This is a genomic window from Pseudomonas protegens (assembly GCF_013407925.2).
GTDB classification, from domain to species: Bacteria; Pseudomonadota; Gammaproteobacteria; order Pseudomonadales; family Pseudomonadaceae; genus Aquipseudomonas; species Aquipseudomonas fluorescens_AP.
Map to the genome: position 1 here is coordinate 5,635,259 of NZ_CP060201.1, position 23,121 is coordinate 5,658,379.

Genomic DNA, 23,121 nt, shown 5'->3' on the forward strand with positions numbered 1-23,121 from the left:
ATGTTAATACGTATTGTAATTGTGACGAGATTTCAAATACTACAACTTGTGTGTTGAGGCGGGAAATACACAACGTATTGTTCGGCCCATGGACAAATGGATCGAGTTGGTTAAAGCCAACATGAAAGGCCGCAAGGTCACACAGGAAAAACTCGCCGAGCGTCTGGGCATGTCTCAAGGTGGTATCGGTCATTGGCTGAGCAAGCGTCGCCAGCCGAAAATCGAAGACATGAACCGGGTGCTTGAAGAGATCGGCATGGGCTTTCTTGAAGTTGCCCTGGTGGTCCGCGAAAAACCCATGCTCGGCGACGATGGCGAACCCCTGGTGGACGAGCCTTCCCTGCAGCACAAATACAACCCGTATTTCCGCTATCCGGTCAGCGATTGGCGGATGGTCGGAGAAGTCCGGGAGAATGGCCAGTCGGCCTATGTGCCCGAGCGTTACGAACTGTCCGACTACCAGGCGCAGGGCGCAGCCTTCTGGCTGGTGGTGGTCGGTGACGCGATGATCGCTCCAAGCGGCCTGAGCATCAGTCAGGGCATGCTGATCCTGGTGGATCCGGCCGTTGCGGCCGAGCCTGGGAAGTTGCTGGTCGTGCAGTGTCCCGGGAATGACGAGGCGATCTTTCGCAAGTTGGTACAAGAGGGTAGTCAGCGTTATCTGGTACCACTCAATCCCACTTATCCGAAGATGCTCTACAGCGACGAGTGCCGGGTTATTGGTGTAGTCGTACAAGCAACTGCGAAGTTTTAACTAACTGCCAAGCCTTTTCCTACAACCTATGTAGGAAAGGCTGGCCGTTTAAACGAATGCAGTCCTCTTCCTTCTGTCAATTCATGGCACAGGTTTATGCTTGTGGCCCTGCTCCTTTTTATAAGGTCGAATGCATGTTCATTGACGTTGAGGAACCACGCCTGAGTGTTCAGCACTTGGATGGCTCGATGCTCACTCTGCCCGCCGGTCAAATCACCCAGCGAGATGACCGGAAGAAAAGCCAATGGAGCAGTGACATCGAGGGCTTCCAACTCTGTCGGTTTCCCACCACCCAGGCGCTCTACCTTGAGGTCATGCAAGCATCCCCTGCGCACTTTGAACACCAGGATGCGCCAGTGGAATGCGTTTCCTGGTTGGATGCCGTGGAGTTCTGCAATCGTCTATCCCGCCTGCTGGATCTTGAACCGGTGTACGACATCCACTTGGCTGATGAGTACGTGCATTGGGATCGGCAGCGTTGCGGGTTTCGGCTGCCCACTGACGCCGAGTGGGAATACGCCTGTCGCGCCGGGGACGGCCCGGTGCAGTACGGTGACTTGGACGAGATCGCCTGGTACGCACAGAATGCCGGGGAGCGCACCCATCCCGTGGGGCTGAAGGCGCCCAATGGCTTTGGTTTGCACGACATGCTGGGGAACGTCTGGGAGTGGTGCTGGGATCAATACGATCCGCAGGTTTACGGCAGCTATCGAGTCTTTCGCGGGGGTGGCTGGAGCGATCAGAGTCGCGGTTGCCTGGCATCCAATCGCCGCCGCAGCCATCCGACCTTCCGTATTGAAGACCTGGGTTTTCGACTGGCCCGATCATTGGCACAGCCAACGCAGGCTTAGCTGGAACCCGATATCGCAATGACGGTGACAAAGCACTCTCCAGGCCCACAAGGGCCGGAGAGTGCATCTGCTTGACCTGCGCTTATTCCAACTCCACCAACGCACTGCCTTCGCTGACCATCTCACCTTCCTGGCAGTACAGCGCCTTGACGATTCCCGCCTTGGGCGCGCGGATGCTGTGCTCCATCTTCATCGCTTCCAGTACCACCAGTTGCGCACCGGCCTCGACGCTTTGTCCGACACCCACCAGCACCCGCACGATACTGCCATTCATCGGCGCCGTGAGCCCGCCATGCTGGCTATGACTGGCGTCTGCGGCGGCGATCGGGTCGAAGGCGGTGATGGCATGCATGTCGCCCTGCCAGTGCAGGTACAGGGTGTCGCCACGACGAATGGCGCGATGTTCACGACGCTGCCCCTGTTGCTCGACCCACAGGTGTTCGCCTTGCAACTGATAGGCGGGGGAGTGAGCCCCAAGGCTGATGGCCCGGTCCTGGCCGGCACAACTCAGGTGCAGGCTGGTCTGGGCTGGCAGGCCACTGCGCCAGCCGTTGAGCCTTGACCAGGGCGATTGAGGGTCGTCGTCGCGGGTGCGCTGCGGCTGACTTTGCGCAAAGGCCTGGGCGGCTGCGTGCCAGAAGTCCGTAGTCGGTTCGCTTGGCGCTGGCAGGAGTTGCTCCTGATGGCGTGGGATAAATCCGGTATCCAGTTGCGCCTCGGCGAATGCCGGATGAGCAATGATGCGCCGCAGGAACGCCAGGTTGGTTTTCAGGCCACCGATGGCGAATTCGTCAAGCATGCTCAATAGCCGCAGACGCGCCTGTTCGCGGTCCTCGCCCCAGGCAATCAACTTGCCCAGCATCGGGTCGTAGAAGGGTGAAACGCTATCGCCTTCCTCAACCCCGCTGTCCACCCGGCGCCCGGGCCCGGCAGCCGACTCGCGGTACAGCTCCAGGCGCCCGGTGGCCGGCAGAAAGTCATTGGCTGGATCTTCGGCGTACAGCCGCACTTCGATCGCATGCCCGTGCAGCGGCACCTGCTCCTGGCTGATGGGCAGGGCTTCGCCTCGTGCCACGCGGATCTGCCAGGCCACCAGGTCCAGGCCGGTGATGGCCTCGGTCACCGGGTGCTCCACTTGCAGCCGGGTATTCATCTCCATGAAGAAGAATTCGCCGCGGGCATCCAGGAGAAACTCCACGGTGCCGGCGCCCACATAGCCAATGGCCTGGGCTGCGCGCACGGCCGCCTCGCCCATGGCTTTGCGCAGCTCAGGGCTGAGGCCCGGAGCGGGGGCTTCCTCGACCACTTTCTGGTGGCGGCGCTGGATCGAGCAGTCGCGCTCGTTGAGGTACAGGCAGTTGCCGTGTTGGTCGGCAAACACCTGGATTTCCACGTGCCGCGGCTTGAGCAGGTACTTTTCCACCAGCATCCGCGAATCGCCGAAGGACGACTGGGCTTCACGCTGTGCCGAGGCCAGGGCTTCAGCCAGCTGGCTGACGTCCTCGACCACCTTCATGCCCTTGCCGCCACCGCCCGCGGTGGCCTTGAGCAGCACCGGGTAGCCGATGCGCTCGGCGGCATTGCGGAAGGTGTCCAAGTCCTGGGCTTCGCCGTGATAACCCGGCACCAACGGCACGCCGGCGGTTTCCATCAGCGCCTTGGCCGCCGATTTACTGCCCATGGCGTCGATGGCCGAGGCGGGCGGACCGAGGAAAATCAGCCCGGCGGCTTCGATGGCTCGGGCAAAACCGGCGTTCTCCGAGAGAAAGCCGTAGCCGGGGTGAATGGCCTGGGCGCCACTGGCCTTGGCCGCGGCAATCAGCTTATCGATCTGCAGGTAACTGTCGGCGGCCTTGCTGCCGCCCAGATCGACACGGATATCCGCCTCGCGGCTGTGCCGGGCGTCACGGTCGGTGGCGCTGTGCACGGCCACGGTGGTCAGGCCCAGGGCCTTGGCGGTGCGCATCACGCGGCAGGCGATCTCGCCGCGGTTGGCCACCAGCAGGGTGTCGAGAACAGGGGCGCTCATGAGCGGGGCTCCTTGGTGGTGGTCGCGGACTGCCAGCTGGGCGGACGTTTGTCCAGGAACGCCCGCAGGCCCTCCTGGCCTTCGGCGCTGACCCGGATGCGCGCGATGGCGTTCTCACAGTAGCGGCGCAGGGCCGTGGTCAGGGCGCCGTTGCCGACTTCCCGCAACAGGTCCTTGCTGGCGCGCATGGCCTGGGGACTGTTGAGCAGCAGGTTGTCGATCCATTGGTTCACGTGCTGTTCCAGCTCGGTAGCCGGGTAGCTTTCCGCCAGCAAGCCGATGTCCCGCGCGCGCTGGCCGCCAAAACGTTCGGCGGTGAGGGCATAGCGCCGGGCGGCGCGCTCGCCGATGGCCTGCACCACGAACGGGCTGATGACTGCCGGCGCCAGGCCGATGCGCACTTCCGAGAGGCAGAACTGCGCATCGTCGGTGCCAATCGCCATGTCGCAGCAACTGATCAGGCCCAGGGCTCCGCCGAACGCTGCGCCTTGCACCACGGCCAGGGTCGGGATCTTCAGCTTGGCCAGGTTGTACATCAGCTCCGCCAGTTCCCGGGCGTCGTCGAGGTTGGTCTGGTAGTCGAGTTCGGCCGACTGTTGCATCCAGGCCAGGTCGGCGCCGGCGCTGAAGTGCCGGCCGCGTCCGCGCAGCAACAGGAAACGCAGGCTCGGATCGGCCTGAACCTGGTCCAGGGCGAGGATCAGCTCGCGGATCATCTCGGCATTGAAGGCGTTGTTCTTGGTTTCGCGGCTGAGCCACAGGGTGGCAAAACCACGGGGGTCGCGCAGCAGTTCCAGGGTATTGAAGTCGCTCATGTTCTTCTCGCGCAGGATTACATGCGGAACACGCCGAAGCGGCTCTGTTCGATGGGGGCGTTGAGGGCCGCGGACAGGGCCAGGCCCAGTACGTCACGGGTTTGCGCCGGGTCGATGACGCCGTCGTCCCACAGGCGTGCACTGGAGTAGTAGGGGTGCCCCTGGTGCTCGTACTGATCGAGGATCGGCTGCTTGATTTCGGCTTCCTGGGCCGCGTCGAACGGCTGTCCGCCACGTTCCGCCTGTTCGCGCTTGACCTGAACCAGTACGCCGGCCGCCTGTTCGGCGCCCATCACGCCGATTCGCGCGTTGGGCCACATCCACAAAAAGCGCGGGTCATAGGCGCGGCCGCACATGCCGTAGTTACCGGCGCCGAAGCTGCCGCCGATGATCACGGTGAGTTTCGGCACCTTGGCGCAGGCCACCGCGGTCACCAGCTTGGCGCCGTGTTTGGCGATGCCGCCGGCTTCGTATTTCTGTCCCACCATGAAGCCGGTGATGTTCTGCAGGAACAGCAGGGGAATGCCGCGCTGGCAGGCCAGCTCGATGAAGTGCGCGCCTTTTTGCGCGGCTTCGGCGAACAGGATGCCGTTGTTGGCGAGAATGGCCACCGGATAGCCGTGCAGGTGGGCGAAACCGCAGACCAGGGTGGTGCCGAACAGGGCCTTGAATTCATCGAACAGCGAGCCGTCCACCAGTCGGGCAATGACTTCGCGCACATCGAAGGGCTGCTTGGCATCGGCCGGCACCACGCCATAGAGCTCGTCGCCGGCGTACAGCGGGGCGATCGGGGTGCGTTGCTGCAATTGCCCCTGCTTGTGCCAGTTGAGGTTGGCCACGCTGCGCCGCGCCAGGGCCAGGGCGTGTTCGTCGCTGTCGGCGTAGTGGTCGGCGACCCCGGAAACCTTGCAGTGCACGTCGGCACCGCCCAGGTCTTCGGCACTCACCACTTCGCCGGTGGCGGCTTTCACCAGGGGCGGACCGGCCAGGAAGATGGTCGCCTGTTCACGGACCATGATCGCTTCGTCGGCCATGGCCGGTACGTAGGCGCCACCGGCGGTGCAGGAGCCCATGACCACGGCGATCTGCGGGATGCCCTGGGCGCTCATGTTGGCCTGGTTGAAAAAGATCCGTCCGAAGTGCTCGCGGTCCGGGAACACTTCGTCCTGGCGTGGCAGGTTGGCGCCGCCGGAGTCCACCAGGTAGATGCACGGCAGGCGGTTCTGCTGGGCGATGGTCTGGGCCCGCAGGTGCTTTTTCACCGTCAGCGGGTAGTAGGAACCGCCTTTCACCGTGGCGTCGTTGGCCACGATCATGCACTCGATGCCTTCCACCCGGCCGATGCCGGCAATCAGCCCGGCGGCCGGCACGTCTTCGCCATAGACCTCGTAGGCGGCCAGGGGGCTGAGTTCAAGAAACGGCGAGCCAGGATCGAGCAGGCGGTTGATACGCTCGCGCGGCAGCAGTTTGCCCCGGGAAGTGTGGCGCTCCTGGGCCTTGGCGCCACCGCCTTGCTGGACCTGGGCGAGCAGGCCGTGCAGGGCGTCGACCTGGGCCAGCATGCTGGCCGCGTTCTGCGCGAACTCGGGGGATTTCGGGTTGAGCTGAGACTTCAGAATCATGGGAGGGCCTACGGCAGCTTCAAGCGACAAGCTTCAAGCTGCAAAAGTAAGTCGGTATGACGGCAGCTTTGGCGTGCCGCTCGTAGCTCGCAACTTGCGGCTGCTCTTACTTGGTTTCGTTGAACAGTTCGCGGCCGATCAGCATGCGGCGGATCTCGCTGGTGCCGGCGCCGATTTCGTAAAGCTTGGCGTCACGCAGCAGGCGGCCGGCCGGGAATTCGTTGATGTAGCCGTTGCCGCCGAGGATCTGGATCGCATCCAGGGCCATCTGGGTGGCACGTTCGGCGCTATAGAGAATCACCCCGGCGGCGTCCTTGCGGGTGGTTTCGCCGCGTTCGCAGGCCTGGGCCACGGCATACAGGTAGGCGCGGCTGGCGTTGAGCTGGGTGTACATGTCGGCGATCTTGCCCTGGATCAGCTGGAACTCGCCGATGCTCTGGCCGAACTGCTTGCGGTCGTGAATGTAGGGCACCACCAGGTCCATGCAGGCCTGCATGATCCCGGTCGGGCCGCCGGAGAGCACCACGCGCTCGTAGTCCAGGCCGCTCATCAGGACTTTGACGCCACCATTGAGCACGCCGAGGATGTTTTCCTCCGGTACTTCCACATCATCGAAGAACAGCTCGCAGGTGTTGGAGCCGCGCATGCCCAGCTTGTCGAACTTGTTGCTGCGGCTGAAGCCTTTCCAGTCGCGCTCGACGATGAAGGCGGTGATGCCGTGGGGGCCTTTTTCCAGGTCGGTCTTGGCGTAGATCACATAGGTGTTGGCGTCGGGGCCGTTGGTGATCCAGGTCTTGCTGCCGTTGAGCACGAAACGGTCGCCGCGCTTGTCGGCGCGCAGCTTCATCGACACCACGTCGGAACCGGCGTTGGGCTCGCTCATGGCCAGGGCGCCGATGTGTTCGCCGCTGATCAGCTTGGGCAGGTACTTGCTCTTCTGCTCGTGGGTGCCGTTGCGGTTGATCTGGTTCACGCAGAGGTTGGAGTGGGCGCCGTAGGACAGCGCCACCGAGGCCGAGCCGCGGCTGATTTCTTCCATGGCGACCACATGCGCCAGGTAACCCAGGCCGGCACCGCCGTACTCTTCGGCCACGGTGATGCCCAAGAGGCCCATGTCACCGAACTTGCGCCACATGTCGGCGGGAAACAGGTTGTCGACATCGATCTGGGCCGCCCGCGGTGCCAGCTCGGCCTTGATGAAGGCCTGGACCTGTTGGCGCAGCATGTCGATGGTTTCACCGAGGGCGAAGTTCAGGGTCGGATAACTCATGGCGTGGGCACCTTCACACTTGTTTTTATTGAGAGAGGAGACGTGGAGAGCGGCGCTGGCGGGCTCTCACCTTTACGTTAACGTAAATCTGCGACCGAAGGCTGTCAATCGCCCTTTACGTAAACGTCAACTTGCGCCAGAGTAGCAGGGCTTTCGATTGGGGCCAGGCTTTTTTGCACCTTTCGCCTGACTCCTGAACACCCACTAATAAAGACAATAGGGGTCGTCATGGAACACTCGGGTTTCCAGCCGGATCGCAGTTACACCCGTGGTACGCAAGACAAGCCGTTGCTCGCGCTGACCATCGGCCAGGCTTTCGATAACACCGTCGCCGCCTATCCTCAGGGCGAGGCTCTGGTGGTGCGTCATCAGCAGCTGCGCTACACCTGGCAGCAGTTGCGCGACGCGGTGGATCTGCATGCCAGGGCGCTGCTGGCCCTGGGGCTCAAGACAGGGGATCGACTGGGAATCTGGGCGCCCAACTGCGCCCAATGGTGCATCGCGCAACTGGCCAGCGCCAAGATCGGCGCGATCCTGGTGAACATCAACCCGGCCTACCGCAGTTCCGAGCTGGAGTATGTGCTCAAGCAGTCCGGCTGCCAGTGGCTGATCTGTGCCGGGGCGTTCAAGACTTCCGACTACCACGGCATGCTGCAGGGGCTGATCCCCGAACTGGCCGAGCAATCCATCGGCCAATTGCACTGTGAGCGTCTGCCCGAGTTACGCGGGGTGATCAGCCTGCACGCCCAGCCGCCCTCCGGCTTTCTGCCCTGGTCGCAGTTGACGGCCCTGGCCGCTAGCATCACGGCCGAGCAACTGCAGGCGCGCCAGGACAGCCTGGATTTCGATCAGGCGGTGAATATCCAGTACACCTCGGGCACCACGGGCTTTCCCAAGGGCGCGACCCTGAGTCACTACAACATCCTCAACAACGGTTACATGGTGGGGGAGAGCCTGGGCCTGACCGCGGCGGATCGCCTGGTCATCCCGGTGCCGCTGTATCACTGCTTCGGCATGGTCATGGGCAACCTGGGCTGTATCACCCATGGCACCACCATGATCTACCCCAACGATGCCTTCGACCCATTGCTGACCCTGAACGCCGTGGCCGAGGAGCGGGCCACCGGTTTGTATGGGGTGCCCACCATGTTCATCGCCATGCTTGATCAGCCCAGGCGTGGCGAGTTCGATCTGTCGAGCCTGCGCACCGGGATCATGGCCGGCGCCACTTGCCCGATCGAGGTGATGCGTCGGGTCATCAGCGAGATGCACATGAGCGAAGTGCAGATCGCCTACGGCATGACCGAGACCAGTCCGGTGTCGTTGCAGACCGGTCCTGATGACGATCTGGAGTTGCGAGTCACCACCGTGGGGCGTACCCAGCCCCATCTGGAGAGCAAGATCATCGACGAAGTCGGCAATGTGGTGCCGCGGGGCACGATCGGCGAACTCTGTACCCGGGGCTACAGCGTCATGCTCGGCTACTGGAACAATCCCCAGGGCACCAGCGAGGCCATCGATCAGGCGGGCTGGATGCACACCGGCGACCTGGCGACCATGAACGAGCAGGGGTATGTGTGCATCGCCGGGCGCAACAAGGACATGATCATTCGCGGTGGCGAGAACATTTACCCCCGGGAGCTGGAAGAGTTCTTCTTCACCCATCCTGCCGTGGCCGATGTACAGGTGATCGGCATTCCCTGCGCCAGGTACGGTGAGGAAATCGTCGCCTGGATCAAGTTCCATCCCGGGCATTGCGCCAATGAAGTCGAGCTGCAGGCCTGGTGCAAGGAGCGCATCGCCCATTTCAAGACGCCGCGTTACTTCAAGTTCGTCGAGGAGTTTCCGATGACGGTGACGGGCAAGATCCAGAAATTCCGCATGCGTGAAATCAGCATCGAGGAGCTGGGCGAGCAGGTGGGTAAGGTCTGAGCCTCGCTGGGGCGTGCATCTGCATCGATGCACGCTTTAGGGGCGAGGAAGGGTGGGTAAAAGCCGAATCGCGAAAAGCACAAAGGGGAGCCGAAGCTCCCCTTTAATTTGTCGTTGCGTGCTCTTTTTTTATTATTGAGGGGCGGTCTGTTGTTGTTTTTGGCAACCGTTGCCCTTTACCGCTGTTTTTGGCGATTCCCATCCGGGATCAAGAGCAAACGTATTTTTTTGAGCGCTGATCTAATGTGTCGCCAGGGCGATCCAACCAGTTCGGGAGCTACCTCAGGGTAGTTTTATTGTTCTCTGACCGGTTGCGGGTGGCTCTTGCAAGCCCTCCTGCACACTACATCCTCTCCAAAAAAATCTGTTAGCTGCGTCTCTGCCGTGTTGTTTTTGTTATCTCAGAGTCGTTACGTCTTATTTTTATTAGGTTTGCTGCTTTTTATTCTTGTTATGCCATAGAGATAGCAGAAGCCGTGCCAACTTTTTAAAGTCCTTTAAAATCAATGGCTTGATCTTTTTGTAGGACAATCTGTGTCGCAAAAAAATCGACAAACTGTTTCCGTGTTACTCGCTCTCGCCGCCGTTTAGAGCGGCCGGTAACACCCGGCCGCACATTGGCTCACCCGGCGTTACGTGCCTTGGCCACACGAGAACCGCTGGGGCGTCCCAGTACCGTGCAGATCTGCCGGCCGGCGTCGATCAGGCGGTCCATGTCGATACCGGTGTGAATGCCCAGGCCATTGAGCAGGTAGAGGACGTCTTCAGTAGCAACGTTACCGCTGGCGCCCTTGGCATAAGGGCAGCCACCGAGCCCGGCGATCGAGCTGTCGAACACCGCAATGCCTTCCAGCAGGCTGGCGTAGACGTTGGCCAGGGCCTGGCCGTAGGTGTCGTGGAAGTGCCCGGCGAGTTTTTCCCGTGGCACCTGGGCGCCCACCACCTCGAACATGCGCCGGGTGGCGCCGGCGGTGCCGGTGCCGATGGTGTCACCCAGGGACACCTCGTAGCAGCCCATGGCATAGAGTTCGCGGGCTACCAGGGCGACTTGCTCCGCCGCCACTTCGCCTTCATAGGGGCAGCCCAGCACGCAGGACACGTAACCGCGCACGCTGATCCCGTGCTGTTTGGCTGCGTCCATGATCGGTACGAAGCGCTCCAGGCTTTCGCTGATGGAGCAGTTGATGTTGCGCTGGGAGAACGACTCCGACGCGGCAGCGAACACCGCGACTTCCTTGACTCCGGCCGCCAGGGCGTCCTCGAAGCCCCGCAGGTTCGGCGCCAGCGCGCCGTAGACCACCCCGGGCTGGCGCTGGATGCGGGCAAAAACCTCGGCCGAGCCGGCCATCTGCGGCACCCACTTGGGCGAGACGAAACTGCCGACTTCTATATAGCCCAGGCCCGCTGCGGTCAGGGCGTCGACCAATTGCACCTTGTCTTCGACGCTGATGGGCTGGGCTTCGTTCTGCAGGCCATCGCGAGGACCGACTTCGATCAGGCGTACATGGCTGGGGAGTGACATACAGGTTCACCTTTATGAGGGAGGGCGGGTGCCGGCACAAGCCGCGCCGGTGTCCCGGGGATTATTGGGCAGGGTGCTGCTGGCTCTGGAGGGTCTGTTGCAGTGCCTGGGTGCAGCGCTCTTCGGCGGTGTCCAGTTCCAGCTTCATCTGTTCGATGTCGAGCAACTGCTGTTCGAGCTGCTCACGGCGCTCGCTGATCTTGGCCAGCATGCTGTGTAACTGCTTTAGGTTGCCGCTGCTGGGGTCATAGAGCTCGATCAGTTCACGGCATTCGGCCAGGGAAAAACCGATGCGCTTGCCCCGCAGGATCAGCTTCAGACTGACCTTGTCCCGGGGCGAATAGATGCGTTCCTGGCCGCGGCGCTCGGGGGCCAGCAGGCCTTGCTCCTCATAGAAGCGGATGGCCCGGGTGGTGATGTCGAGCTCGCGGGCGAGGTCGGAGATGCTGTAGGTCTGGCTGCTCATGGAGGCGCTCAAGGTGGGACTTGGCGCTAAGCTAAAGGCAGGTTTACGTATACGTCAAGCAGTCTGCGTCGATACCGTTCGCCGACAAGCCGGCTCTTGTAGTGAGGGCTTGCCGGCGCAGGAGTCAGGCGGTCTGTTGGTCGAGCTTCTTTTCATGAGCCGTGACCTGCTGGCAGAGTTCGATCATCTGCTCGCGCATCCAGCGGTTGGCCGGGTCCTGGTCGGTGCTTTCGTGCCAGTACAAGTGGGTTTCCACGGGCGGTACATCATTGACCGGCAGATTGAAGGCGTGCAGGTCGTGGCGGCGGGCAAAGCGTTCCGGCACGGTCATCACCATATCGGTCTGTTGCAGCACTTGGGAGGCCATCAGGTAGTGCTGGGAGCGCAGGGCGATCTTGCGCTGGATGCCCATCTTGCCCAGGGCCAGGTCGACATGGCCCAGGCCGCTGCGACGGCTGGAGATATGGATGTGGGTCATGGACAGGTAATCGTCCAGGGTGAATTTTTCCTTGCCCGCCAGGGGGTGGCCCTTGCGCATGGCGCACACGTAGCGGTCTTCCATGAGCTTGACGTGGCGCACTTGCGGATCGGTGTTGAGGGGGGCGTCCACGGCAAAGTCCAGGCGCCCGGCCGCCAGTTCCTTGGTGGTTTCCCGGCGCTTGGACAGGAAACTCTCGATGATCACCGCCGGGGCCAGGCGGCGCAGGCGCTGGAACAGCGGCGGCAGGATCACCGCCTCGGTCAGGTCGGTCATGCTGATGCGGTAGGTCTTGACCGCTTGCAGCGGGTTGAAAATCCGACTTTCCTGGACTGAAACCCGTAGCAGCGACAAGGCATTGCGCACCGGGCCGATGATGTTCTGTGCCATGGGGGTGGGCACCATGCCCTGGGCGGTCCTGACGAACAGCGGATCGTTGAAGGTCTCGCGCAGACGCGCCAGGGCGTTGGACACCGCCGGCTGGGTGATGCCGACGATCTGCCCGGCGCGGGTCAGGTTGGCTTCGGTGTAGATCGCGTCGAAAACGATGAAGAGGTTGAGGTCGACCTTGCTCAGATTCATGGCGCTGCACTCTTGTTGTTAGGGCCTGTGAGGGAGGCTCGGAAGCCTGTCGGATCAGCCGATCATATATCGGTGATGAATGTTAATACACGCCGAGAATAGGCTAGGTAAATTTTCGTAGCTGATCTAGCATCGATTTCAGTCCCCCAACACCCGTTCTTCAAAAAGGTAGAACTGCCCATGGAATTCGCCTATTCCCCCAAGGTCCAGGAGCTGCGTGAGCGCGTCACCGCGTTCATGGATGCCTATGTTTATCCGGCTGAAGCGGTCTTCGAGCGTCAGGTTGCCGAAGGCGATCGCTGGCAACCGACCGCCATCATGGAAGAGCTCAAACTCAAGGCCAAGGCTGAAGGTCTGTGGAATTTGTTTCTGCCTGAGTCGGAACTGGGTGCCGGCCTGACCAACCTCGAATATGCGCCACTGGCGGAGATCATGGGCCGTTCGTTGCTGGGGCCCGAGCCGTTCAACTGCTCGGCGCCGGATACCGGCAACATGGAAGTGCTGGTGCGCTATGCCAATCAAGAGCAGAAGCAGCGCTGGCTGGAGCCGCTGCTGCGCGGCGAGATCCGCTCCGCGTTCGCCATGACCGAACCGGATGTGGCTTCCTCAGACGCCACCAACATGGCCGCCCGCGCGGTGCGCGATGGCGACCAGTGGCTGATCAATGGCAAGAAGTGGTGGACCTCCGGCGCCTGTGATCCGCGCTGCAAGATCCTGATCTTCATGGGCCTGAGCAACCCCGATGCGCCACGTCACCAGCAGCACTCGATGATCCTGGTGCCAGTGGATACCCCCGGGGTGAAGATCGTCCGTCCGCTGCCGGTGTTCGGCTACGACGATGCGCCCCACGGCCATGCCGAGGTGCTGTTCGACAATGTTCGAGTGCCCTACGAAAACGTGCTGCTGGGCGAGGGTCGCGGTTTCGAGATTGCCCAGGGCCGTCTTGGTCCGGGGCGCATCCATCACTGCATGCGTTCGATCGGCATGGCTGAGCGGGCGCTGGAGCTGATGTGCAAGCGCGCGGTGAATCGCACCGCGTTCGGCAAGCCTCTGGCCCGCCTGGGGGGCAACATCGACAAGATCGCCGACTCGCGAATGGAAATCGACATGGCTCGGCTGTTGACCCTGAAGGCCGCGTACATGATGGACACCGTCGGTAACAAGGTGGCCAAGAGCGAGATTGCCCAGATCAAGGTGGTGGCGCCGAACGTGGCCTTGCGGGTGATCGATCGGGCGATCCAGATTCACGGTGGGGCGGGCGTGTCCAATGACTTCCCCCTGGCCTACATGTACGCCATGCAGCGCACCTTGCGCCTGGCCGACGGCCCGGATGAAGTGCACCGCGCGGCCATCGGCAAGTACGAAATCGGCAAGTACGTGCCCAGGGAGCTGCTGCGCAGCGGGCATTGATGAGGTCGCCGCCGGCCGGGCGGGCAAGTGCCCGGCCGGTCGGCAGTGTTGTGTTCAGTACACCCAGACTTCCACTCGCCGGTTCTTGATCCGGCCCTCGTCGGCGTGATTGGTCGCCACCGGCAGCTCGGCGCCAAAACCGCGGATCTCGCGGAACACTACGCCGCTTTTCACCAGTTCCCGACGGACCGCCATGGCTCGCAGCTTGGACAGCAGGGCGGCACGCGCCGGGTCGCTCTTGGCATCGCCGAAGCCGGCCAGGGTGACTTGGCGGTCCAGCTTGCCGTGCTGGCGCAGGTAGTCCAGGACCCGATTCAGGTCCTGGCGCGCCTTGTTGTCCAGATTGGCGCTGCCCTCCTCGAAGCGAAAGTTCACGCTCAGGCGTTGCGCGTCCCGGCTCAGTTGCTGGTAGGCCTCGGGCATCTGTGGGCTGGGCGTTACCCGCATGGCTTGTACGGTCTGGGCGACAAAGCCGTTGGCGGCGACGATGGCCTGGCCCTTGGCGCTCTGGGCAAAACTCACCAAGGCGTCGGCCCAGGGATTGTGGCCATTGGGCGGCAGGTACAGATACAGACGTCGCGACAGCGGGTAGTCCTCGGTGGCGATCAGGCTGTTGAGGGGCGGCATGGGCTGGGATTGGCCATCGACAATCGCCACCGCCTTGGCCTGGCGCACATAGGGCAGGCCGATGAAACCTATGCCTTGCGGGTCGCGACTGACGGCGTCGGACAGCTGCTCACTGGACTCGAAACGCTTGGCTGCCGGGTTCAACGTCTTGCCGCGACGGCTGAGGACCAGCTCTTTGAAGGTGTCGTAGGTGCCGGACTGGTCATCCCGGGCATACAGATGGACCGCTCCGCCGCTGCTCCCCAACTCTTCCCAGGTCTTGATCTCGCCGCTGAACAGACGGGCCAGTTGCTCGGTGCTCAGTTGGTTCAGCGGGTTGTGCGGATGCAGGATGATGGCCAAGCCATCAATGGCGATGATTTGTTCCGCGCTGGGGCTCTTCAGGTCCCCCAGGCTTTCCAGGTCCACCAGTTCGCTGTCCTTGATGGGGCGGGAAGCGGCCGCCACATCGGCCTGGGCGTTTTTCAGGGCACTGAAGCCGGTGCTCGAGCCATGGGCGGCAATCTCCACGCGGACTGTCCGGCCCTGGGGGCTCTGTCCCAGAACCCGCTGCTCATTGTCCTTGCCGCTTGCCTCGATGTGGATGTCGTGCAGGCCCTGTTGTTCCAGCAAGCCCTTGACCAGCGCCGGACCGAGCCGGGCGCCGATGGTGTTGGACCCCTGGATGCGCAGCACGGCGGCATTGTCGGTCGCCAGGGGCAGGGCGGCGAATACCGACCAGGGCAGGGCGTAGCAGACGAAGCCAATCAGAAACAGGCTGATGGTCCGGCACCAGATATCTCGTTCACTGGCGGTGGAAGCGCGGGGCATGGCGGCACTGGCCTTCTATATAGAGAGGGGGAGTGCTGGCGAGATTAAGTCAGGGAGGTGACAAAGATGTGACCGATGGCGGTTTTCAGCAATAAATGGCGAAAGTCCTACATCGTAAATAGCTGTTTTCTCTAGATTTTTTGAGACTTGTCCTAAAGACCGGCCTCTGAGCGATGCGTAGAGTGGGCAACTTTGTCTGGCGGGGATTGGGGCGACTGCCAACGCGTCATCCCCGCGGATGCCTCGGCAGTGTTGTGCTGCTATTTCGTAGTAAGCAAAGGAGTTACAAATGAGTGCCTGGTTCGAGCTGAAGCAGTATGGCAGTGGTGCATGCAGATTCTTGCTGAAGACAAAGGAGGCGCAGACCATGCTTCAAAGCGAACGATTCCCCTGCCGGGACAGTGCCGAGGCGGCTCTCGGCCTGTTCCGCGCACACTGCGCTTCTCCCGAGCGTTACGTCAAGAAAATTTCATCGGGCGGCAAACCTTATTTCAAGCTCAAGGCCGGCAAGGAAGTGATTCTGGTCAGCCATTTGTACGATTCGGAGCCCACTCTCGAGAGCGCCATCAACGCCATCGCGGCAGCCGGCACCACTGAACGGGTTGAAGTGGTCCACATGTAAGCGGTAGCAAGAAAAGCCCATCGTCAGATGGGCTTTTTTGTGCCTGTCGATCAGCTCAGTTCGAGCCAGATCGGTGCATGGTCCGACGGCTTTTCCATGCCACGCAGTTCATAGTCGACACCGGCGTCCTTGATGCGCGGCAGCAGGCCCTGGGAGGCCATGATCAAGTCGATGCGCAGGCCACGCTTGGGCTCGTCCTCGAAACCGCGGCTGCGGTAGTCGAACCAGCTGAAGCGATCGTTCACCTCGGGGTTGAGGTGACGGAAGCTGTCCACCAGGCCCCAGTTCTTCAGGCGGGCCATCCACTCGCGCTCTTCCGGCAGGAAGCTGCATTTGCCGGTCTTGAGCCAACGCTTGGCGTTGTCGGCGCCGATGCCGATGTCGCAGTCTTCCGGGGAAATGTTGACGTCGCCCATGACCACCAGCGGCTGGTCATTGCTGAAGCGGCTTTCCAGCAGGTGCTGCAGATCGCTGTAGAAGCGCTCCTTGGCCGGGAACTTGGTCGGATGGTCGCGGCTTTCGCCCTGGGGAAAGTAGCCGTTCATGATGGTCACCGGCGTGCCATGGGCGTCGGCGAAGGTGCCCCAGATAAAGCGTCGCTGGGCGTCTTCGTCATCGCCTTCGAAGCCTTTGTGCAGGGCCAGTGGCGCCTGGCGCGAGAGCAGGGCGACACCGTAATGGCCTTTCTGGCCGTGGTAGTGCACGTGGTAGCCCAGGGCCTGGACTTCGGCGAGGGGGAACTGCTCGTCGGCAACCTTGGTTTCCTGCAGGCCGATCACGTCCGGCTGGTGTTTGTCGATCAGCGCCGCCAGCTGATGGGGGCGGGCGCGCAGCCCGTTGATGTTGAACGAGACGATCTTCATGGTCGGCGGTCCTGGCAAAACAGCGATGCTAGCTGACAACGCCCGGGTCGACCAGCGTGGCAGCGCCGTGGATGCACTGCTAATGTCCTTGAGCGCGGGGAACGATCAGCGCCGCGCAGGGCTCGTAATAACAAGAGCGCGGCCACTTGAGCCGGGGCCAGGGGAGAGTGACCGTCATGCCTGATACCTCCAACACCATTGCCGATATCCATATGCTCGACAGCGGTTACTCCCGCGAAGCGCGGTCGCTGCTGTACCAGGCCTACCGGCATGAACCGACCTTCGCGTTCATTTTCGAGTCCGAGCGCGCCGGTTACGAACAACGGGTCCGGGCTACGGTGCGCGAACTGGTCAAGCAGCATTTTCTTCAGGATCTGCCGGCCATTGGCCTGCTGGTCAACGACCGGCTGATCGGCATTGCGTTGATTGCGCCACCGCAACGGCGCCTGGGGATCACCGAGAGCTGGGCCTGGCGCTTGCGCATGGTGCTGAGCACCGGTTTTCGCTGCACGCGGCGTTACCTGGAGTACCACGAGGCGGTGCAGGCCTGTCTGCCCAGTGACGCGGTCCACGTGTTGCCGCTGCTGGGGGTGCATCCGCAGTTCCAGGGGCAGCATTTTGGCGAGCAGTTGCTCGCCGCGGTGCACAACTGGTGCGCGGTGGACGAGCATTCCCAAGGGGTGGTGCTGGACACCGGCAATCCCCGTTATCTGGAGTTCTACAAGCGCCAGGGCTACGCCGAAGTCGGAGAGGTGGCCGTGGGGCCGGTTCGCGAGCACGTGTTCTTCCACCCCAACCCCCAGCTCTTACAAAGTGCAACAGGCTGATATAGAACTTTCCGTGCGTTTGAGCGCTCTATCGCCCTCCCAAGCTCGTGATAGCATCCGCGCCTATGAAGTTTCCAGGAAGATTTACCAGCGGCTTTTTGCTGTTGTTCACAAGCTGTGCGGCGCTGGCGCAGAGCGAATTGGATGTCAGGGTAAAACCCGCCAATGACGAGCTGAAGGCCAATGTGGAGGGCTACATTGGCGATGTCGGTGATCGCGATGAGCAAGCCCTGCTGCGGTTCAGCCGGGGGGCCGAGGAGCAGGCGAAGAAAGCCGCCCAGGCTCTGGGCTATTACCAGCCCCATATCGAGAGCGAAGTGCGCGGTGGCGACAAGCCCCGTCTGCTGCTGCGCATCGATCCCGGCGAGCCGGTGCACCTGCGCAATGTCACGATCCGCGTCGAAGGTCCGGCGGCGTCCCTCAAGTCCTTTCGCACCCCCGACAGCGAGCAGCTCAAGCCGGGCGCGGTGCTCAATCATGGCCGTTATGAAGACGCCAAGCGCCTGATCCAGAACCAGGCCTCGCGCTACGGTTTTTTCAGCGGGCGCTTTACGCGCCAGCAACTCTCGGTGGACCCCCAGGCCGGCATCGCCGACATCGAACTGGTGTATGACAGCGGCCCGCGCTACGCCCTGGGCAAGGTCAGCTTCAGCGGTGATTCGCTTTTCGACGAAGACCTGCTGCGGCGCATGGTGCCCTTCAAGAGCGGTGCCCCCTACGACTCGGAGCTGATCGCCGAACTCAACCAGGCGCTGCAGTCCAGCGGCTACTTCGAAGGCGTGCGGGTGGACGCCGCACCCACGGCCGCCGAGCAGCAAGTGATCCCGGTGGCGGTTCAGCTGGAGACTCGCAAGCCGCGGACCCTGGGACTGGGCCTGGGCTACTCCACCGACGTCGGCCCGCGGGTCAAGGCCAACTGGACCCGGCATTGGGTCAATCCCCAAGGCCACAGTTACGGCTGGGAGGCGGAAGTCTCGGCGCCCCGGCAGAACGTCGGCCTGTGGTACGACATCCCCCTGGATCCGCCGCTGACCGACAAGTTGCGTTTCGCTGGCGGTTACCAGAACGAAGAGATCGCCGGCACCGACACCCTGAGCAAGCTGCTCACCGTGGGCCCCGAGTGGCACAGCAAGCTGCCCAGCGGCTGGCAGCGGGTGGTGTCGCTGAAGTATCAACGTGAGGAATATCGCCTCGGGGACGACTCAGGGTTGAGTAATCTGCTGATGCCCGGTCTGACGTATTCCTACCTGCGCAGTGACAACCGCATCGATCCACACAACGGTTATCGCATCCAGTTCGACACCAAGCTGGCCAAGGAAGGCGTAGGTTCCGACACCAACCTGTTGTACGGCACGGTGCTGCTCAAGGGCCTGACCACGGCCTGGGACAATCACCGGTTTCTCGGCCGGGTGCAGTTCGGTGGCAGCGCCACCAACGGCTACAAGTCGATTCCGCCGTCCTTGCGCTTCTTCGCCGGTGGCGACCAGAGCGTGCGCGGCTACGACTACCAGACCCTGTCGCCGGAAAACGCCGAAGGCGATCGCATTGGTGGCCGCTACATGGTGGCCGGCAGTGTCGAGTATCAATACTCCATCGCCGAGAAATGGCGGATCGCGACCTTCGTCGATCAGGGCAACTCCTTCAATAAACTGGAACTGCCGAACCTCAAGACCGGGGTTGGCCTGGGCCTGCGCTGGGTCTCGCCGGTGGGGCCGATCCGGGTCGACCTGGCCCACGCGCTGAATGACGACGGCGGTATTCGTTTGCACTTTTCCATGGGGCCAGAGCTTTGAAGCGTGGTTTGAAGATAACGCTGCTGGCGGTCCTTGCGCTGGTGATCCTGATCATCCTGGCCGTGACCACGGTGCTGGGGACCCAGGCCGGCAGTCGCTGGGCCCTGGCGCGGGTGCCGGGGCTGACCCTGGAGCATTTCGATGGCCGCCTCGGCGGCCAATGGAGCGCCGATCATCTGCTCTGGCAACAGGGCGACAATCGAGTCGAGCTTGCCCAGGTGAAGTTCGCCTGGTCTCCCGCCTGCCTGCTGCGCCGCACCCTGTGCATCGAGCAATTGCAGGCCGAGCAGGTCAGCCTGCAGTTCCCGCCCGGTGCCGAAGATGAAACAGATTCAGGTCCCATCAGCCTGCCGGAGCTGAAACTGCCACTGGCCATCGAGCTGGGCAAGGTGCAGATCGGCAGCCTGCTGTTCAACGGCAGCGAACAGCTCAAGGGCTTGCAACTGGCGGCGCACTGGACCGCGCAAGGCCTGCAGATCGACTCGCTGCAGTTGCGGCGTGATGACTTGAGCCTGGAGCTTTCCGGGCTGTTGCAACCTGCTGGCGACTGGCCGCTGACTGCCCAGGGCACCCTCGGTTTGCCCGCTCCCGGTGGCGGCCCCTGGTCCCTGGCGCTGAAGGTGGAAGGCGACTTGCTCAAGACCCTGAAGCTGCATGCCGACAGCAGCGGCTACCTGCAAGGGCAATTGAGCGGCCAACTGCAACCATTGGTGGAGAACCTGCCGGCTCAGGTGCGGATCACCGCCGATGGCTTCAAGGCCGGCGCCGACTTGCCGGACACCCTGCAACTGGATCAGTTGGAACTGACCGGCAAGGGGGACTTGAAAAACGGCTATCAGCTCAACGGCCAGGCCAGTCTGCCGGCGGAGCAAGGGCCGGTGGCTCTGCTGTTGCAAGGCGAGGTCGACGCCAAGGGCGCACAGATTGCCACGCTGGAGTTGCGGGCCAACGACAAGCAGAGCCTCAATCTCAGTGGCCAGCTTGATTGGAGCCAAGGCTTCTCGGCCGAAACCAAGCTAGCCTGGCTGGATTTCCCCTGGCATCGCCTTTACCCATTGATCGAAGAACCGGCCGTGGCGCTGCGCAGATTCAATGCCGAAGTGGCCTATCGGGACGGCAACTACCTGGGCAATTTCAAGGGTGACCTGGATGGTCCGGCAGGAGCCTTCAGCTTGAGCAGCCCGTTCAGTGGCGACCTGACGAAAATCTACCTGCCACAGTTCAAGCTGGCGGCGGGGCAAGGCAAGGCCGAAGGTCACCTGAACCTGCAATTTGCCGATGGCATTGCCTGGGACACGGCCCTGGACCTGTCGGCGATCAATCCGGCCTATTGGCTGGCCGAGTTGCCCGGGACCCTGGCCGGCCCGTTGCGCAGTCAGGGTGAAATCAAGAATGAACAGCTCAAGCTCACCGCCGACCTTGACCTCAAGGGCCGCCTGCGAGGGCAACCGGCGCTGTTGCAGGCCAAGGCCGACGGCGCGGGGGAGCAGTGGAAACTGAGCGCGCTGGACATCCGCCTCGGCGACAACAGCATCAAGGGCGCGGGCAGCCTGCAGCAGAAGCTCGCCGGGCAACTGGAGATCAAGCTGCCGCGCCTGGGCCAGCTCTGGCCGCAGTTGCGCGGGCAACTCAATGGCCGGGTAGATCTGGCAGGCACGCTCAAGGCGCCACAGGGCAAGGTGGATCTTGCGGGGCAGCAATTGGCCTTTGCCGAGAACCGCCTGCAAAACCTCAAGCTGGATGCGATGCTCGACGGCGCACAAAAGGCTCGGGTGGACCTCAAGGGCAGTGGGATTCAAGCGGGAGAGACTCAGCTTGGCACCCTGACCCTGGCCGGCCAGGGCGATATCAAGAAACAGACACTGCAACTGGACCTGCAAGGCCCCTTGCTGAAACTGGCCCTGGGACTGGACGGCACCCTGGACCAGGGCAACTGGCGCGGGCGCCTGGCCAGTGGCGATGTACAGACCGGCGGCCAGGACTGGACGTTGCAGAGCCCGGCCAGGCTCGAGCGGCTGGCCAATGGCACCCTCAACTTCGGCGCCCACTGCTGGGTCAGTGGCGATGCCAGCCTGTGCGGCGAAGACCAGCGATTGATGCCCGATCCGAAGCTGCGTTATCAGCTCAAGCGTTTCCCCATCGACAGTCTGGCCCAATGGCTGCCCAAGGATTTCGCCTGGAAAGGCCTGCTCAATGGCCAGGTGCAACTGGATCTGCCGGCCAGTGGTCCCAAGGGACAGATTGTTCTGGACGCCAGCGATGGCACCCTGCGGGTCAAGGACAAGGATCAGTGGCTGGACTTCCCCTATCAGGCGCTGAAGCTCGATACCCGCCTCAACCCACGGCGCATCGATACCCAGTTGCAGTTCGAAGGCGGCAAGCTGGGGCAGTTGATGGTGCAGGCCCAGATTAATCCGCTGGGGAAAAACAAACCCCTGTCCGGGGAATTTCGTCTCAGTGGCCTGGACCTGTCGGTGGCGCGACCCTTCGTGCCCATGGTGGAGAAGCTGGGCGGCAACCTGAATGGCAGTGGTCGCCTGTCGGGTGGGCTGTTGGCGCCCCAGGTCAATGGCAATCTGCAGCTCAGTGACGGACAGGTGTCCGGCTCGGAGCTGCCCACCAGCCTTGAAGACCTGCAACTCAATGCACAGATCATGGGCGAGAGCGTGCGCCTGGACGGCGGCTGGAAAAGCGGCAAGTCCGGACAGGGCAGCCTCACCGGTAACCTGGCCTGGGGCCGGGCGCTGATGGTGGACCTGAGTCTCAAAGGCACGCAGTTGCCGGTGACGGTCGAGCCCTATGCGGCGTTGGAAGTGGCGCCGGATCTGCAGATCTCGCTGCGCGACGACAAGCTGGCGATCGATGGCAAGGTGCTGATTCCCAGGGGGCAGATCACCGTGCGTGAACTGCCGCCGTCCACGGTCAAGGTGTCTGAGGACACGGTCATCGTCGGTCAGCAGACCGAGGAAGGGCAGAAGCCCATGGCCATGGCGATGAACATCGATGTCGAGGTGGGACAGGACAAGCTCAGCTTTGCCGGCTTTGGTCTGACCGCCAACCTGCAGGGCCATGTGCATATCGGCGACAACCTGGACACCCGTGGCGAGCTGTGGCTCAACGACGGCCGCTACCGAGCCTACGGCCAGCGCCTGACGGTGCGCCGCGCGCGCTTGCTGTTCGCCGGCCCGATCGACCAGCCGTACCTGGATATCGAAGCGGTGCGCCAGACCGACAACGTGATCGCCGGCATCCGCCTGAGCGGCAGCGCCGAGCAACCGGCGACGCAGATCTTCTCCGAACCGGCCATGAGCCAAGAGCAGGCCTTGTCCTACCTGGTACTGGGGCGGCCGCTGAGCTCCACCGGCGAGGACAACAATATGCTGGCCCAGGCCGCCCTTGGCCTGGGGCTAATGGGCAGTGCCGATCTCACGGGCGGTATTGCCAAAGAGCTGGGGATTCAGGACTTCCAACTGGATACCCAGGGCAGTGGCAACAGCACCAGCGTGGTGGCCAGCGGCAATATTTCCGAGAAGCTCAGCCTGCGCTATGGCGTCGGGGTGTTCGAGCCGGCCAGCACCATCGCCCTGCGCTACAAACTGAGCAAGAAGGTCTACCTGGAAGCGGCCAGCGGCTTTGCCAGCTCCCTGGACATCTTCTACAAGCGCGACTTCTAGCGCTCGCCGCCGGGAGGCGCAACGCCTCCCGTTCACGTCCTCGTCTTTCCTCGCTCCTGACCCGCGCCGCTTGCAAGGCGGCACGCTGCGCCGTTCATCAAACAAATAAAGAGCAAGCTAACTATTGCGTTGACATTCGCTGCCTAGGCAGTAATATCTCGACACACACTCTCT

At 62.5% G+C, this 23,121-nt stretch carries 17 protein-coding genes; 8 read left to right on the forward strand and 9 right to left on the reverse strand.

Translation table 11 applies throughout. The features are described from left to right. Positions 1–88: 88 nt before the first annotated feature. Both GGI48_RS26120 and GGI48_RS26125 read left to right on the forward strand, forming a co-directional pair. Positions 89–754, forward strand: a complete 666-nt coding sequence (locus GGI48_RS26120) for a LexA family protein (RefSeq protein WP_047305333.1) — start codon at positions 89–91, stop codon at positions 752–754. 134 nt (positions 755–888) lie between these two features. Next, on the forward strand, positions 889–1,605 hold the full coding sequence (locus tag GGI48_RS26125; protein ID WP_179600727.1) for a formylglycine-generating enzyme family protein: 717 nt from the start codon (positions 889–891) through the stop codon (positions 1,603–1,605). Positions 1,606–1,687: 82 nt separating this feature from the next. Here the strand turns inward: GGI48_RS26125 and GGI48_RS26130 are convergent, their stop codons facing one another. From GGI48_RS26130 to GGI48_RS26145, 4 genes are all read right to left on the reverse strand, one after another. Further along, entirely contained in the window at positions 1,688–3,634 is a 1,947-nt protein-coding gene (locus GGI48_RS26130) for an acetyl/propionyl/methylcrotonyl-CoA carboxylase subunit alpha (RefSeq protein ID WP_179600729.1), read from the reverse strand. Further along, on the reverse strand, positions 3,631–4,449 hold the full coding sequence (locus GGI48_RS26135) for a gamma-carboxygeranoyl-CoA hydratase (protein WP_016965744.1): 819 nt from the start codon (positions 4,447–4,449) through the stop codon (positions 3,631–3,633). The genes GGI48_RS26130 and GGI48_RS26135 overlap by 4 nt, the downstream gene beginning before the upstream one ends. Before the next feature lie 17 nt (positions 4,450–4,466). Then, the gene (locus GGI48_RS26140) at positions 4,467–6,071 is read right to left on the reverse strand and encodes a carboxyl transferase domain-containing protein (RefSeq protein WP_103741644.1); all 1,605 of its coding nucleotides are present in this window, start codon (positions 6,069–6,071) and stop codon (positions 4,467–4,469) included. Positions 6,072–6,177: 106 nt separating this feature from the next. Then, complete coding sequence (locus tag GGI48_RS26145) at positions 6,178–7,341, reverse strand: isovaleryl-CoA dehydrogenase (protein ID WP_179600731.1); 1,164 nt, start codon at positions 7,339–7,341, stop codon at positions 6,178–6,180. 228 nt (positions 7,342–7,569) lie between these two features. Here GGI48_RS26145 and GGI48_RS26150 point away from each other — a divergent pair, with 228 nt between their 5' ends. After that, complete coding sequence (locus GGI48_RS26150; RefSeq protein ID WP_179600734.1) at positions 7,570–9,273, forward strand: AMP-binding protein; 1,704 nt, start codon at positions 7,570–7,572, stop codon at positions 9,271–9,273. Between the two features lie 622 nt (positions 9,274–9,895). Here the strand turns inward: GGI48_RS26150 and GGI48_RS26155 are convergent. The 3 genes from GGI48_RS26155 to GGI48_RS26165 form a co-directional block, all read right to left on the reverse strand. Then, positions 9,896–10,795 (reverse strand): hydroxymethylglutaryl-CoA lyase, encoded by a 900-nt coding sequence (locus GGI48_RS26155; RefSeq protein ID WP_179600736.1) that lies wholly within the window; start codon positions 10,793–10,795, stop codon positions 9,896–9,898. Between the two features lie 61 nt (positions 10,796–10,856). Then, positions 10,857–11,261 carry a MerR family transcriptional regulator gene (locus GGI48_RS26160; protein ID WP_016965740.1) on the reverse strand — a complete coding sequence of 135 codons (405 nt, stop codon included), beginning with the start codon at positions 11,259–11,261 and terminating at the stop codon, positions 10,857–10,859. Positions 11,262–11,385: 124 nt separating this feature from the next. Next, entirely contained in the window at positions 11,386–12,321 is a 936-nt protein-coding gene (locus GGI48_RS26165) for a LysR family transcriptional regulator (RefSeq protein WP_179600738.1), read from the reverse strand. 180 nt (positions 12,322–12,501) lie between these two features. Here GGI48_RS26165 and GGI48_RS26170 point away from each other — a divergent pair, with 180 nt between their 5' ends. Then, positions 12,502–13,731 carry an acyl-CoA dehydrogenase gene (locus GGI48_RS26170; protein WP_016965738.1) on the forward strand — a complete coding sequence of 410 codons (1,230 nt, stop codon included), beginning with the start codon at positions 12,502–12,504 and terminating at the stop codon, positions 13,729–13,731. A gap of 54 nt (positions 13,732–13,785) precedes the next feature. Here GGI48_RS26170 and GGI48_RS26175 read toward each other — a convergent pair whose 3' ends face one another. Further along, the gene (locus GGI48_RS26175; protein WP_179600740.1) at positions 13,786–15,168 is read right to left on the reverse strand and encodes a substrate-binding domain-containing protein; all 1,383 of its coding nucleotides are present in this window, start codon (positions 15,166–15,168) and stop codon (positions 13,786–13,788) included. Positions 15,169–15,457: 289 nt separating this feature from the next. Here GGI48_RS26175 and GGI48_RS26180 point away from each other — a divergent pair, with 289 nt between their 5' ends. Further along, on the forward strand, positions 15,458–15,790 hold the full coding sequence (locus GGI48_RS26180; protein WP_016965736.1) for a YegP family protein: 333 nt from the start codon (positions 15,458–15,460) through the stop codon (positions 15,788–15,790). Positions 15,791–15,840: 50 nt separating this feature from the next. Here GGI48_RS26180 and xthA read toward each other — a convergent pair whose 3' ends face one another. Continuing rightward, complete coding sequence (gene xthA, locus GGI48_RS26185; RefSeq protein ID WP_016965735.1) at positions 15,841–16,653, reverse strand: exodeoxyribonuclease III; 813 nt, start codon at positions 16,651–16,653, stop codon at positions 15,841–15,843. Positions 16,654–16,829: 176 nt separating this feature from the next. Here xthA and GGI48_RS26190 point away from each other — a divergent pair, with 176 nt between their 5' ends. From GGI48_RS26190 to GGI48_RS26200, 3 genes are all read left to right on the forward strand, one after another. Further along, entirely contained in the window at positions 16,830–17,480 is a 651-nt protein-coding gene (locus GGI48_RS26190) for a GNAT family N-acetyltransferase (RefSeq protein ID WP_016965734.1), read from the forward strand. A gap of 65 nt (positions 17,481–17,545) precedes the next feature. After that, positions 17,546–19,273 carry an autotransporter assembly complex protein TamA gene (locus tag GGI48_RS26195; RefSeq protein ID WP_016965733.1) on the forward strand — a complete coding sequence of 576 codons (1,728 nt, stop codon included), beginning with the start codon at positions 17,546–17,548 and terminating at the stop codon, positions 19,271–19,273. Continuing rightward, the gene (locus GGI48_RS26200) at positions 19,270–22,947 is read left to right on the forward strand and encodes a translocation/assembly module TamB domain-containing protein (RefSeq protein ID WP_179600742.1); all 3,678 of its coding nucleotides are present in this window, start codon (positions 19,270–19,272) and stop codon (positions 22,945–22,947) included. The genes GGI48_RS26195 and GGI48_RS26200 overlap by 4 nt, the downstream gene beginning before the upstream one ends. Positions 22,948–23,121: the final 174 nt, after the last annotated feature.